Below are 14,731 nucleotides of genomic sequence, written 5' to 3' on the forward strand. Positions count from 1 at the left end.
TAAATGATGAAAATGTCATTAAAAATAACAATGATAATGTTTTTACTATCGTTATCATTAATATCAACGTACTCATTTGCTGGCGAACCATCAGGTAAGATACTGTCAGGGAGAATAATAGTCATCGATCCGGGACATGGCGGGACTGACACTGGTGCCGTTGGTAAATTTGTAAGAGAGTCTGAGCTAAACCTTAAAGTTGCTTTATATTTAAGAGAAATGTTGGAAGAATGTGGAGCTACAGTTGTAATGACAAGAGCCTCTGATATCGACGTTGACTTAAAATACCGTGCAGACCTAGCCAACAGGGTCGATGGTGATCTGTTTGTCAGCATACATTTTAATTCCATGCCGAATTCACCAGAGTCAGACTTTTCCATAGCCTACTACTCCTCATATTCAGCTGATTACGCAAGAAATGTCGCTTCTTATCTCATAGAAACGTTTAGAAAATACGTAGGAACAAACGGAGATGCAGGGCCAGGCCAGGTCTATGTAATGAGAGCTGTAAAAATTCCGGCCATACTAGGAGAACCTTGTGTTATTTCCAACGAGAAGAGAGAAAAATGGTTAATGATTGATGAAAATCTAAAAGCTGTGGCGCTTTCCTATAAAGAAGCTATTTGTAAACTTTTTGCGAACCCCATACCTACACTCGATATTCAAGAAATTTCAACAATTAATAATTGGAATTTCTTAGTGCGTACTTCCGGGAATATAGCAAAAGCATATGCGTTCTTCGACAACCAACAACTTGATACAATTGTCATGGGCGAAACGATTTTTGTGTCGATACCGGAGAATGTTAAACCAGGTAAGTATTCATTGATAATATATGCCATAGATCAGAATGGAATCTACTCAAGGAAGTATACAAAAGAGATAAACTTCGTCCCACCTGTTGACGATGTCAAGGTGACTGTTTTACCGACCAAAGCACCTGCTGTTCCAGGAAGTTATTATGTCGTAGAAGTTTACCCATATTCAAAGGGTCACGCGATATCTTTTAACCCTATCTCAATTGAAATAGATGGCGGTTTCATCATCAAAGAAAATGATAAACTAATAGTTCCCTTTATGGGTGACGGTAATGTAAATGTCAAGATCATATTCGAAAGTACGGTAACAACGATTCCCCTTGATTTCTCTGGGGACAAATATGTCGAGGTTCTGAAGCTTTACAATAAGAAAGGTGAATTCTTAGGGGTTCTCGAGAACACGGGAGTTCCTTTAACAATTAGATTCCCAGAATACGAAGAGATTACGTACATTTCTGTTCCATCCAAACCTGTAAGTTTCAAAAATATAACACTTCAAAGAGATTTTAGGGCTTTTCTCACTGGAAAGAAAATACTTTTAGTTTCCATTGGAGTCAATGAAAATCTTAACATGGTAGCTAGTGCCTTGAAAGAATATGGATGCGATGTTGAAATAGCAATCATCCAGAATAAACGAGACGAAATCAATATTTCAAAGAACTCGAGTAACTTTGACTTTGTTTTCTTAAAAGATACGAGTATTCTTGTTCGACCAAAGATTGCAAGTTGTAAGCTTTCGACTAATGATGAACTATATGAAATTATTGACTTCTTGCAAAAATTCGTTGATACAAATTAAATCGGATGACTTTATAAATTTTTCAATATCAACTAAGGAAGTAAATTCTACCATTATTAAAAAGGGGGTTGTTAAAGATGAAAAGAATGCGGATTTTTTTGTTAATGTTCGCAATTGTTTTACAGGTTACATTGTTTTCATTGAACTTTCCAACCCGCATAAGCGTTTTACTTAGCGTAGAGCTTGATGCATCTGGGGGTTCAAAAGGATATCTATTCACGTCTGCAAAATTTGAATGCATGACACCAGTAAGTTTTGAAAATGAAACATTCGAGGCGGGAAGTGTGTTAGAAATAACTACAAATCAAGAAAGTTTAGTAGTGAATGGGAATGACACAGGAAAAAATACTTTAGTCTTCAAAGGAAATGTTAAGTTGCTCTCAGCAAAACGTGCTTTGGGAATACCTCAGTATGCAGATACACTCATTATCAAGGCTGTTAAAGGTAAGATTGCGATAATAAATGAGTTGGATGTAGAGAAATACGTTGAGTTGGTTGTACCGAGCGAGGTACCTGCTTGGTTTGCGAAAGAAGCGATCAAAGCACAGGCGGTCTTGGCAAGAAGTAGAGCCGTTGCGGACGTACTGAGCGGACCAAAAGACAAGTTCTACGGCGCGCACTGCGATGACAGTACAAATAGCCAGGTTTTTAACAATCAGGTAGTTAGCGACATAGTAAAAGTGGCAGTTTCTGAAACTACAGGAGAGATTTTGATTATCGACGACAAACCTTTGAGTACTATCGTATATTTCTCAACATCTGCAGGATTTACTTCCAATAATGAAGAAGTTTGGAGTGACTCGAAGGGCAATTTTCCAGGTGAACCAATACCCTATCTAAGGTCTAAACCGCAGTTTGGAAATCTCATAGCAGATAAAGTCGATGAAACGTTTTGGCATAAATTCTTCAAATCTTTCTGGGGTGATGAAAAGGAACTTTGTGATTTTTACGATCGTGAGTCACCTTGGTTCAGATGGAAGGTTACAATGACACGGGAAGAACTCGAAGTTTCAATTAGCAAAGGTCTCATAGCAAGGGAAAAGGCAGACCTGGCACTGGGATTCGATGCTGTTAGAACTGTTGAAGGAAAGATGATAGACGTTAATGACCCAAACTTTTCTATAGGTGAACTAAAAGACTTGCAGGTTTTGAGGCGAGGTCAAGGTGGTGTCATTATGACTCTCAGGATTATTGCCGAAAATGGAATCTACGACGTGGACAAAGAGTACAACATCCGCTTTGTCATAAGACCTACAAGGTCGATAACTGGTACTCCAAGAGACATCAACATTGAAAGACACGACGGAAGCATTGTACCTAACTATTCTATACTCCCCAGTGCTTACTTTACATACATAATAGACAAGGCTGAGGATGGCAGAGTTAAGCAAATTACGTTCTATGGAGGAGGAAATGGTCATGGTGTAGGAATGAGTCAATATGGTGCTCACTACCTTGCAAAGAACGGAAAAAGTTATCAGGAAATTATACATGCGTTTTACGAAGGAGAAATTAAAAAGGTCTTTTGAATACAATACCGTCAGGGGGCTCAAATAGCCCCCTTTTTTGTTAATATTTGCATCTTATAAACGATATTTTGAGAAATCACGAGAAAAGAGAAGTTCAGATATCCAAAAGACGTCTATGTCGTCTTTTACATCTTCTAGAAATGGATAAAATTGAAATTTGACATTTGTATGGTTGAAAGCGAATATGATAATATGTTATAACAAATATCGAAATTCACATCGCTTTGCCATATCATTTTGAAAGGAGTGAAAGTTATGAAGAGGTTATTCGCTATTTTAACACTGTTGGTATTAGTTTTTAGTGTTTCGCTGGCTGCAGAGCTGTCTATGATTATTTCTGTAACAGGTCCGTTCCAACGTAACTTCAATCCATACTTTGCTGGTGCTACGGGATATATCGCAGCAGGTTTTATCTATGAAACACTTGTTTATGCGAACACGAAAACAGGTGAGTTTATTCCATGGTTGGCATCGGAGTTTAAGTGGGGCGCAGGTTATAAGGAGATAACGTTCAAGCTACGCAAAGGAGTAAAGTGGTCAGATGGAACACTGTTCACAGCCGACGATGTCGTATTCACGTTTGAAACACTGAAAAAGTTCCCCGCTCTCGATGTTCCAGGTGTTTGGAAGGGCGGATTAACCGAAGTCACAAAAGTTGACGATTACACTGTTAAACTAAAACTTGGAGTGGTTAACACCCTGTATCTGTACAGTGTCGCTGGAGTTTACATACTTCCAAAGCACATTTGGAGCAAGCTAGAAGACCCTTCAAAATTCACGAACGAAAATCCTATAGGTACGGGTGCTTACTTACTTGATAACTTCTCTACCCAGGTAGTAACGTTGAAGAAGAATCCAAACTACTGGAATGCGTCAAAAGTAAAAGTTGATTCCATAAGGATACCCGCATTCAGCGGAAATGAAAGTGCACAGCTAGCAGTCGCGAACGGTGAAATCGATTGGGCAGGTATTAACTATCCACAAATTGAGAAGCTTGTTCAACAAAGAAAAGACTTGAATTACTGGTTCGCTGAAGGAAACCCCGTCTTCCTTTTCTTCAATCTTGCGAAAGAGCCGTTTAAAGACCCAATGTTGAGGAAAGCCTTTACGCACGCTATAGACAGGAATATGATTATCAAAGTAGGTATGACCGGCTACGCTGCTCCGGTAAATCCGGTTGTTATTAAGTCTGGTTACGAATATTTGATAAGTGAGGATCTGAAGAAGTTATGGTGGAAATATGACCCAAAGATCGCAGAGCAACTTTTTGCACAAGCCGGTTTTAAGAAAGGAAAAGATGGGATTTTGGTTAAGGGTAACATCAAGCTCAGTTACGAGCTCCTAGTACCCGCGGGATGGACAGACTGGATTGCTGTCTGTGAATTGCTATCGCAACAAATGGCTGATTATGGAGTAGAACTAAAGGTAACTCCTATTGACTTTGGTGAATACTTGCAGCGAATTCGTAACAAGAACTTCGACATAGTTTTGAGCTGGGCAAATTACGGCGCAACGCCTTACAATTTCTACGATAACTTTTTGAACTCAGCAAATGCATACATTGGCAGTAACAGGGGCGGATGGATAGATAAAACAACAGACGAGCTTTTGGCAAAGATTAAAGAAACAGCAGACATTTCGGTTAGAAAGGTTATTATGTCGAGGTTGCAGAGGATTGTGCTTGAAAACGTTCCGGCTGTTCCTCTCTTCTACAATCCCGTTTGGTTCATCTATTCAACAAAGAACTTCACGGGTTGGCCAAACGAGAAGAAACCGTACGTTGAACCAAGGATCACCGGCATGGATAAGATCTATCTTGTGATGAATCTTGAACCTGTTAAGTAAAAGAGTTAGGTTCTTTAGTAAAAAATTTAAATTGACGGCAACGCACTTTGTATTACAAAATGAATCAACGAAAAATAAACGCAAATAATCCAAAAGTGCGTTGCCGTTTTTCTAAAATTATTGGTGAATTTTTCTCAAAAAAGGTTCGAAAGTGAGGACGGTGAGAAGTTTGAAATACGTTGCAAACAGGTTGTTATTTTTTGTTATAACCCTGTTTTTTGCTCTTACACTGAACTTCGTACTCCCAAGGTTGATGCCCGGTGACCCTGCGGAAAGGATTCTCTCACGTTTTGGGCCCAATGTCGATGAGAAAGCTATAGAAGCAATGAGAATTGCCCTCGGTGTAGAAAAAGACAAAAATATGTTTTCGCAGTTCTTAGATTACTTGAAGAACACGTTCACAGGTAACTTTGGTATATCTTACTTACACTATCCAGTACCGGTTTCACAGGTTCTAAAAAACTCCATTCCATGGACAGTAGGGTTGGTTGGTACTTCAACGGTCTTGAGTTTTTTGATAGGAACGTTCCTAGGTATTTATGCTGGATGGAACAGAGATAAGTTTCTTGGTTCTGGATTACTCATCTTCTCACTTTCGTTAAGAGCCATCCCATATTTCTGGCTTGCTATGTTGTTTTTGTACATATTTGGGTTCAGACTCGGTTGGTTTCCACTGTCAAATGCTTACTCTACAACCGAAATTTTAACAGGTTTTAGATTCGTTTTAAGTGTGATATACCATGCAATATTGCCTGCTGTAACACTAATCGTTGCTTCGCTCGGCAGCTGGATACTGACTATGAGAAATAACATGGTATCTGTTCTTGCAGAAGATTACATAACATTAGCAGAAGCAAAGGGCTTGGATGATAAATATGTCATGATCCATTACGCGGCTAGGAACGCTATACTGCCAAGTATAACTGCATTTGGTATATCATTGGGGTTCGTTGTAAGCGGAGCACTCTTAACAGAAATTGTTTACTCCTACCCAGGCGTAGGATATCAACTTTACAGAGCAGTATTAAGTCAGGATTTTCCTTTAATACAAGCGATATTCTTTTTCATATCTTTATCAGTTCTTTTGGCAAACTTAATCATGGATTTCGTTTATGCCTTCTTGGATCCACGTGTTAGGGGGTAGTTATCGTGAAGTGGAAAATAGGAGTGGCAATTATTCTTAGCTTTATAATAATGGCAATCTTTGCTCCGTTTCTTGCAAAGTACGAGCCAAACAAAACTGTCGGCATGCCCTACGAATCACCATCACATGAGCATCCTCTTGGAACTGATAGGATGGGACGTGATATATTATCCCAAGTATTTTACGGTGCTCGCCTTTCTCTCACAATTGGAATTTCCACAGGTTTAATTATGACGGCAATAGCGACCACCGTTGGGATGATAGCTGGTTATTACGGTGGTATTGTCGATAGAATATTGTCAACACTTACAGATATTTTTCTTGTGATCCCTGGACTGCCTTTGATGATTGTAATAAGCTCTTACATGCGTGTAAGGGGACCACTGATGGTAATTTTAGTTATAGCATTTACAAGTTGGGGCTCTGGTGCAAGGATTATCAGGTCTCAGATGCTATCTCTTAAAAACAGAGAATTCACACTTGCTTCAAAGGTTATCGGTGAGAGCAATTTATACACGATATTTGTTGAACTTCTTCCGAATATGCTTTCGCTAGTTGCATCAATTTTTTTCAGTTCAGTCCTTTACGCTATAATAGGTGAAGCTTCACTTTCATTCTTGGGACTTAGTGATGTAAGTAAAATTACTTGGGGAACGATGTTATACTGGGCTCAAAATGCGAACGCATTGTTAAATGGTATGTGGTATTGGGTACTTGCACCTGGGCTTTGTATAGTACTACTCGGTACAGCATTCGCACTTATAAGTTTCTCTATTGATGAAATTACAAATCCACGATTACGTTCCCGATAAGCTAAAAAGAATCAAGCAGAGGTGGTACTGTGTTTGAAATCAAAAATCTAAACGCAGGATACGAGTTTAGAAACAAGTTTGTCTATGCTGTTAGAAATGTATCACTAAGAGTCGAAGAAGGTGACTTCTATGGAATCGCAGGTGAATCAGGCTGCGGGAAGTCTACGCTGGTACTTGCGGCACTGAAACTGCTGAAAAAGCCAGGTAAGATAATCTCGGGGCAAGTTTTGGTAGACGGCGTCGATATTTTGACTTTGCCAGACAGGGAGTTAAGAAAAATGAGATGGAAAAAATTTTCTCTGGTAACCCAGAGCTCAATGAACTCACTAAATCCTGTCTTGAAGATAAAAGACCAGATGGCAGATGTGTTAATTAGAAATCATGGATTTTCAAAAGCCGATGCATATAACTTGATAAAAGAAAAACTACAACTGGTAGGAATCACCGCGGACCGTATGGAAAGTTACCCACACCAGTTGTCTGGTGGAATGAGACAACGTGTGGTTATTGCTATGGCGTTGCTCCTATCTCCGAGTGTTGTTGTGATGGATGAACCTACGACCGCTCTTGACGTCGTTGTTCAGAGATCTATTCTTCAACAAATTGAAGAACTCAGAAAGAAAGAGAACTTTTCAACAATCTTTATTACTCATGACATATCGTTACTCTTCGAACTTGCTAGCAAAATCTCAATAATGTACGCAGGTGAACTCGTCGAAATTGGTCGCGCTAAAGATGTTTACACAAAACCTTTGCATCCCTACACAAAGGGATTAATTGAAGCACTACCGAGTATTTCAAAGGATTTGAAGTCCTACAAAAGCATACCTGGCAGACCTGTGGACCTTGGAACTCAAATAGTAGGTTGTCCTTTCAAAGAAAGGTGCCCGTATGCATTAGATAAATGTACAACCGAAAAACCAGAGCTAAAATACGTTGAAGACAAAGGAAATGGCAGGTGGGTCGCGTGTCATCTGTATTAAAGGTTGAGAATCTCAGAAAAGAGTTCGCGCTCAGGAAAGGGTTCAAAATACTCACTTTGAAAGCTCTTCGCGGTGTGGATTTCGAACTTAGAGAAAATGAGATAATCTCTATAGTTGGCGAAAGCGGATGTGGTAAAACTACTTTACTAAGAGTTTTGGCAAGGATATACGAACCAACTTCTGGTAAAATTACATTGTTCGGTGAAGAGCTACCGAAAAAAATGAAGAGAAGTGAAGAACTTGAGTTCAGAAGAAACGTGCAGATGGTATTCCAGGATCCTTTCGCTTCACTTAATCCTACCAAAACGATTGCACACGCATTAGAAAGACCTCTGAAAATTCACAAAATATCCAATAAGCAAAAGGTTATAGAAGATGTTTTACACGAAGTAGAATTAACGCCTATAGAGAACTACTTACAAAAATACCCACATGAACTTTCCGGAGGCCAAAGACAGCGAGTTGTATTTGCACGTGCGATAATAACGAAACCAAGAATAATCTTAGCAGATGAGCCAACTTCTATGCTGGATGTCTCAATAAAGTCAGGCATTCTGAATTTGATGCTTAAACTAAGGAACGATTATAAAATAGCTTTCCTTCATGTTACCCATGACTTGGCTGCTGCAAAATATGTTTCAGATAGAATTATAGTTATGTATGCAGGAATCATTGTTGAAGAAGGTAACGCAAAGGAAGTGGTAAACAATCCACTCCATCCGTACACAAAACTTTTGAAGGAAGCAGCACCGGATCCCGAGAAATTTTTAACAACCAGCTTTGTTGACACTGGGGAACCGCCAAGCTTGATAAACCCTCCCCCGGGATGCCCTTTCGCTCCAAGATGTAAATTTGCCAAGCCGGAATGCAGTATGGAAATTGACTTTGTAGATGTCGATGGGAGGAAGGTACGCTGTATCTTATACAAGTAGTTACTAAGAACTATCAAGGACTTTTTTAAGAAACTTCACGTTGAGCGCGAGCTCGACGTGAAGTTTTTTATTAACCACTTGAGTGTTAAACGTGTCTAGCTTCCTTAGGAAAGTATCTTTGAAATACTCATTTTTAAACATACCGCCAAATAGGTATATGTCGTTGATACTCTCTTTCTTTGCAAGCTGAGAAACTTTCGTCGCAAAGTGATTTATCTGCGTTTCAATAACAGTCTTCGTAAGCTCTGTCAAAGGCATTGTGGCTGCAAATGAAGCAATTTTTGATTTATAGTCTTTTCTTGCTTGTAGGTTTGTAAGTTCATTGGGTGAGGTAAAATTGAAAAACAATTTAAGGCTTTCAAAAACAGGGTCGTAAGGGTGTACACCATCAACATGATCATAGAATCGCTGTATTACTTCGACAACGATCCTGAATGCTCCAGCTTCATCTCCAAAAAGGTGACCCCATCCACCTACACGCGAACCGCTGTGAGAGATAGCTATACTCCCTGTTCCACAAACTACAACTATTCCCGGCTTATCTTTAAACAACAACAATCTGAGAGCCTCTATGTCAGATAAAACGATAACATCTTTTACGTCAAAAGCAGTTTTAAGTAATTTTTCAAAGCTTTTTTTTCTTTTGTTACTACCTGCGCCGGAAATAGCACATACGATGCTCCATACGTTCCCAGGTTTTTCTGAAAGATATCTTATTTGCTTTTTAATTTCGTTTAGTATTAGCATTTGCTCTCTAGTGGTTGTTGCAGTCAAGTTAATGCCACTTTCAATAACTGATTCGTAGATAACCTGGTTGTTTGTAATTTCTACCACACAAAATTTTGTGGTTGTGCCCCCACCATCAACTGATAACACAAGTTCCGACATTACGCTCATGCTCCACTTATTTCATTTATTTCCTGATAACCCTGAATTTATATTCGTCGGCTCTGTAGATGGAAAGAACGAATTCAACACATTTTCCTGTGTCTGTATAAGTGTGTCTTTTTCTTAATATCGCACACTCACCAGGTTTAATGTTTAACAACTGTGCTTCTTCCTTTGAAACCTTCGTAACTTCAAGAATTTCTTCAGCATAAGATAGATTTATCGATAGTTCGTCCTGCAGGAAATGGTAGAGTGAAGATGTTTCCATGTTCTTTTGAAGAATATTGAGTATTCTCAGGTCCACCGAAGGATTCAGGTATGCCGATTCTATTGCTACCGGTCTATCATCAATGTATCTAACGCGCTTAAGTAGAACGACCAACGCACCAGTTGGTAACCCAAACTGTTCTTGAGCTTCCAATGGAACACTTACGAGCTTGTTTTCAAGAACTCTTGAAGTAACTTTTCTACCTTTCATTTCATCAGTAAACCCTGTCAGTCTTGTTAACTCTTCCTCACCCTCTGTCTTTTTAATAAAGGTACCACTGCCTTTAGAACGTACAATCAAGCCTTCGCGCCTTAGTTGCTCCAAGGCATTTCTTATGGTAATCCTACTTGCCTTAAACTCTTTGCATAGTTCCATCTCTGGAGGTAGTTTTCCATCCTTGTAATACCCATTAAGAATCCTTGTTCTTAGCTCGGAATAAATCCTGTAATACAAAGGAAGCGCGGGATTATTATTCAAGTTCTCTCCTCCTCTTTACTATTTTGCTGTATTTCAGCCTGATTTTTGTTCAGATGTTTCATTATATGTGTGATACTAACACTACTCTCTAAAAGAGCTTCACATTCATCTTTGGTTTTTCCTGTTAGTATCATCAAGACAGCAACCTTAGTCTTGTTATCCGCCTTTCTTAAATATTCAGCAGCTGTTTTATAGTCCACACCAGTTACATTCATGATAATTCTAATTGCGCGGTCTTTCAACTTTTCGTTTAGAACAAGAACATCGACCATGTAGTTTTTGTAAACTTTCCCGAGTCTTATCATCGTGGCAGTGCTTATCATATTCAGAACCATTTTCTGTGAAGTCCCAGCCTTCATTCTTGTGCTACCAGCTATAACTTCAGGTCCCGTCTCGACTGAGATAACAACATCGGCATATTCAGACAAAGCAGGTTTTGAAACGTTACATATCAAAACAGTTCTTGCACCATGTTCTCTCGCAAAATCAAGAACTCCTCCTACATAAGGTGTTCTTCCACTTGCTGTGATTCCTATCACAACATCTTTACTCGATAAACTGATTCTTCTGGCATCTTCTCTTCCAAGTTCAAAATCATCTTCAACAGCTTCCACAGACCTTTTTAGAGCTTCTTCACCGCCAGCAATGAGAGGAACAAAAACATCAGGCGGCATCCCAAAAGTAGGAACTATCTCTACAGCATCTAAATAACCTATCCTTCCGCTTGTACCAGCACCAGCATAGATTACCCTTCCTTTGTCTTTTATCGCTTCGACACAGAAATCTACAACCTTTGCAATCTTATCAAGAACTTTTGAGACAGCCTCAGCTATTTTTTTATCTTCCTCATTTATTATCCTAAGGATGCTAAGCGTGTCAAGCTGGTCTATATTTTCTGTTACCGGGTTTGAAATCTCTGTTTCTAACTCTTCGAAAGACAGTTTCCTTGAGAATTTTATCATAAAACCACCTCTCTTCTTTTTAAAGGAAGCGTTCCAGTAGGTTTTATTCTACCTGTTAAAACATCAGTAATTGCTTTTTGTTGAATGTCGAGACTGCCATATGTAGCCAAAGAATTTTTTACTAACAAAGCATCGTAAGGATTCCTAAGAGCGACGAGAAAAAGGTTTGAGCGATTATCAAGTTCTTTGATAAATTTCCTCAGAACATCACTTCTATATGCATCATAAGTGAACAAAATTATGGTTTTACCTTTTAACGATTCAACGTTTGGAAGATTCTCCTCAGAAAACCAGGAGTGATTTACACCGAATTGTTTTGCAATTTCTAAAACAATTGATGGGATCTTGTTTTCTGGATTATCACTTACCGGTGAAAATGGTGGCCCCACCATAGTAAGAACGATATCTAAAGTTGTTAATGGAAGTTCTAAAATCTCCTGCCTAACGACTGTGATAGATTTTTCGGCAATTGTCTTCATTATTTGTCTATGTTCCTGGCAATTTATCAAATCCATGGATGGACGAGCTTCATGCTGAAAATCTTGGATAACAAGCATTATTCTTTCCAAGACCTTTGTAAACTTATTTTTTATAATCCGGTCTTCTTTTATCATCTCTTTAAAATACTTGAATGCTCGCAACTGTAAGTCCGGTTCGTGGCAGATTACTAAAACATCGTTCCCGGCATCAAACGCTAAACGTATTCTGTCTTCAATGGAGAATTTACTAACTCCTCCCATTAGGAGGTCGTCAGAAACGATCAAACCTTTGAAACCTAATTCGTTTCTCGCAATTCCACCGATAACTTCCTTTGATAAAGATGCTGGAAGTCCGTCTTTTTGAATCCTGGGCAAAAACACATGTGAAGGCATCAAAGCATCTGCATTTAGTTTTCCAAAAGGTATTAATTCGAGTCTGTAAAGCTCTTCGTAAAATTTTTCTACTACCGGCAAGTCGTAGTGGGGATCGACAGAAACGCTCCCGAGTCCGGGGAAGTGTTTCAAACAGGTCATTACACGTGCACTTTTTGAACCTTCCAAAAATGATGATGCAAACTCCACAACGACATTTGCGTCATCACTGTACGATCTGGTACCTATTACTGGATTGAACGGATCCGTATTGACGTCCACAACCGGTGCCAAATTGAAATCAATGCCCACCGCCTTAAGTTCTAAGGACATAGCATATACGGCTTCTTTTATTAACTCACGATCGCCGGTTGCAGCACAAGCCATAGCACTTGGAAGTGTTGAAAATCCATCTTTCAGTCTGAGGACACTTCCCCCTTCCTGGTCCACAGCAAATATGGGTCTATAATCTAAGAAATCTGACACATCGTCCACAAGTTTCTTTACCTGCTCAGGAGTATCAACATTCCTCGAAAAAAGAATGATAAAACCTGGTTTTATCTCACTGAGTATTTCCCTGGTTTCTTTGTTTAATTCTTTCCCGTATATTCCTATCATAAAGACTTTTCCTGCATCTGCTTCCAACATGATTTTTCACCAGCTTATGAAAAAAGTAATGTTGCTTTTTGAAAACTATTTACTCTCTTTCAAAGGTGTAAATTAGCACATCAGATATAAATTCAAAATAATCAGTTAAATCATAACTTAATAACTTGTCTGTGTTATTGACAAAGTTTGGAACACCTGTAAGCATATCGATTCTGCGATTATCAACTTCGAACTCATCGTAGTCCTTCAGGTATTCAAAGATAGCAACAGCTACTTCAAAAAAATTATCCTCAGGGTTTGGAAAAAATTCCAAACCGTAGCACACCTGGTGCGCGTATTCTCGAAACTGTGGAATGAACTGTCTTTTTCTGAAAAGGAGATTTGGGAATTTCTCTTTCAAATACGCGTAAATATCTTCTTCGTCCAACCAAGGAGCACCTATAAACTCAAATGGTTTGGTCGTCCCCCTACCTACGCTAAGATTCGTAGCTTCGAAAAAGCATATTCCCGCATAACACAGAAGTGAGGAAAAAGTTGGTAGATTGGGCGACGGAACATTCCAAAAAGCGTCGATTTTCGAGAAATCTTCACCGTTCCAACCAATACACCTAATAATATTAAGTTCCATGTTCAGTCCAAAAAATTTTCTATAATACAGTGCAAGCTCTCCTGTAGTCAAACCATATCGAACAGGCAACGCATATGCACCCACGAGAGAATCCAGTTCTTTTGGAATCCTTGGACCAAAGAACTTCCTACCAAGGGGATTAAATCGATCAAGTACAACAAGTCTCTTGCCACACTTGGCACATCCTTTGACCACTTCAGCCAATGCGTAGATAAAAGTATAATAACGCAAACCAACGTCTTGTATGTCGTATACAACTACATCAGTGTCGTTCAAAAGGTCACAATCTATAGAAAACCTTAAACCGTACAGACTAGTCACAGGAATTTTATACCGCGGATGCAAGAAATCGTTTATTTTTTCACCATCCGCCCTCAAGAACAAACCATGCTCGGGAGTAAAGATCCTAACCACTTTGATACCTGAAGAAAGCAGTATATCAAGCAAATGCTCGCCTTTTTTATTTACCGATGAGTAATTCGTTACCAAAGCTACTCTGAACATTTTAAGCTCTTGGACATTTAATACATCAATGCCGTTTAGAACTCGTTTTTTCACACTATCCTCCTCTCAAAAGTTTTATATCAAAAGCTATACTAATGATATAACAAATAACCATATTAACAATACTTTGTTTTTATGATATTACAGTGATTAGCGACAATTAAGTTCCTTTATAGAGTGTATTCTTCGAATCTCTCAATTTTTCTAATTTTGCAAAAAATAACCAAAGTTCTATAATTTTGTTGGACAGTTCACAAATAGTTTTTACCTTATAGTGATGAAAGTAGCTAACTGAGAAATAACATTATCGATGTTACTATTGTTGATTTTCCAAAGATTCTTCACTATACAAAAGCCGTTAATATATAAATCAAGATTTTTCAACTTCTTCAGACCTCGCTTAAGTCGGAAAAAGTCTTTCAGTAGTGAGAATTTGGATTCACATTGGTTATTTTTACCAAGCGATACTACTACATGATTGATATTCTTGAACAATATCAGTGCACTTTCATATGCACCAAGTTGTTTTGTAATGAGTTCAATACTTTTGTCTTTGCAATTGCCTAAAAACTTTTCAAGTAGCACTTTTACTTGACCCATGTCACGATACTTTGAGACATGCCAGCAAAGGATATAGTTAGTATCGTGGTCAACTAATAACCAGACATAATATTTTTGGTCT

The 14,731-nt window shown here is 38.7% G+C and carries 13 protein-coding genes; 7 read left to right on the forward strand and 6 right to left on the reverse strand.

From position 1 onward, the window contains the following. The first annotated feature begins 3 nt into the window (after positions 1–3). The 7 genes from AC3M61_RS01680 to AC3M61_RS01710 all read left to right on the forward strand — a co-directional run bounded on the left by AC3M61_RS01680 (position 4) and on the right by AC3M61_RS01710 (position 8,862). Positions 4–1,617 (forward strand): N-acetylmuramoyl-L-alanine amidase, encoded by a 1,614-nt coding sequence (locus AC3M61_RS01680; protein ID WP_500779212.1) that lies wholly within the window; start codon positions 4–6, stop codon positions 1,615–1,617. A gap of 77 nt (positions 1,618–1,694) precedes the next feature. Further along, entirely contained in the window at positions 1,695–3,146 is a 1,452-nt protein-coding gene (locus tag AC3M61_RS01685) for a SpoIID/LytB domain-containing protein (protein WP_500779213.1), read from the forward strand. Between the two features lie 255 nt (positions 3,147–3,401). Then, entirely contained in the window at positions 3,402–4,991 is a 1,590-nt protein-coding gene (locus AC3M61_RS01690; protein ID WP_500779214.1) for an ABC transporter substrate-binding protein, read from the forward strand. 160 nt (positions 4,992–5,151) lie between these two features. Next, positions 5,152–6,135, forward strand: a complete 984-nt coding sequence (locus AC3M61_RS01695) for an ABC transporter permease (RefSeq protein ID WP_500779215.1) — start codon at positions 5,152–5,154, stop codon at positions 6,133–6,135. A 5-nt stretch (positions 6,136–6,140) separates the two neighbouring features. Then, positions 6,141–6,947 carry an ABC transporter permease gene (locus AC3M61_RS01700; protein WP_500779216.1) on the forward strand — a complete coding sequence of 269 codons (807 nt, stop codon included), beginning with the start codon at positions 6,141–6,143 and terminating at the stop codon, positions 6,945–6,947. A 29-nt stretch (positions 6,948–6,976) separates the two neighbouring features. Then, positions 6,977–7,930, forward strand: coding sequence for an ABC transporter ATP-binding protein (locus tag AC3M61_RS01705; RefSeq protein WP_500779217.1), 954 nt, complete (start codon positions 6,977–6,979; stop codon positions 7,928–7,930). Beyond that, the gene (locus AC3M61_RS01710) at positions 7,915–8,862 is read left to right on the forward strand and encodes an ABC transporter ATP-binding protein (RefSeq protein WP_500779218.1); all 948 of its coding nucleotides are present in this window, start codon (positions 7,915–7,917) and stop codon (positions 8,860–8,862) included. The genes AC3M61_RS01705 and AC3M61_RS01710 overlap by 16 nt, the downstream gene beginning before the upstream one ends. Before the next feature lie 3 nt (positions 8,863–8,865). Here the strand turns inward: AC3M61_RS01710 and AC3M61_RS01715 are convergent, their stop codons facing one another. The 6 genes from AC3M61_RS01715 to AC3M61_RS01740 all read right to left on the reverse strand — a co-directional run. After that, on the reverse strand, positions 8,866–9,750 hold the full coding sequence (locus AC3M61_RS01715) for a BadF/BadG/BcrA/BcrD ATPase family protein (RefSeq protein ID WP_500779219.1): 885 nt from the start codon (positions 9,748–9,750) through the stop codon (positions 8,866–8,868). Positions 9,751–9,775: 25 nt separating this feature from the next. Next, positions 9,776–10,495 (reverse strand): GntR family transcriptional regulator, encoded by a 720-nt coding sequence (locus AC3M61_RS01720; protein ID WP_500779220.1) that lies wholly within the window; start codon positions 10,493–10,495, stop codon positions 9,776–9,778. Beyond that, positions 10,492–11,457, reverse strand: coding sequence for an N-acetylmuramic acid 6-phosphate etherase (murQ, locus tag AC3M61_RS01725; RefSeq protein WP_500779221.1), 966 nt, complete (start codon positions 11,455–11,457; stop codon positions 10,492–10,494). The genes AC3M61_RS01720 and murQ overlap by 4 nt, the downstream gene beginning before the upstream one ends. After that, positions 11,454–12,953, reverse strand: coding sequence for a beta-N-acetylhexosaminidase (gene nagZ, locus AC3M61_RS01730; protein WP_500779222.1), 1,500 nt, complete (start codon positions 12,951–12,953; stop codon positions 11,454–11,456). Before nagZ ends, murQ begins: the two co-directional genes overlap by 4 nt. 52 nt (positions 12,954–13,005) lie before the next feature. Further along, positions 13,006–14,103: an exo-beta-N-acetylmuramidase NamZ family protein gene (locus tag AC3M61_RS01735; RefSeq protein ID WP_500779223.1), complete on the reverse strand. Its 1,098-nt coding sequence runs from the start codon at positions 14,101–14,103 to the stop codon at positions 13,006–13,008. Between the two features lie 210 nt (positions 14,104–14,313). Continuing rightward, the coding region (locus AC3M61_RS01740) for a DDE-type integrase/transposase/recombinase (RefSeq protein WP_500779224.1) at positions 14,314–14,731 on the reverse strand (418 nt) is incomplete at its 5' end.

It is taken from the genome of Fervidobacterium sp., from assembly GCF_059913585.1.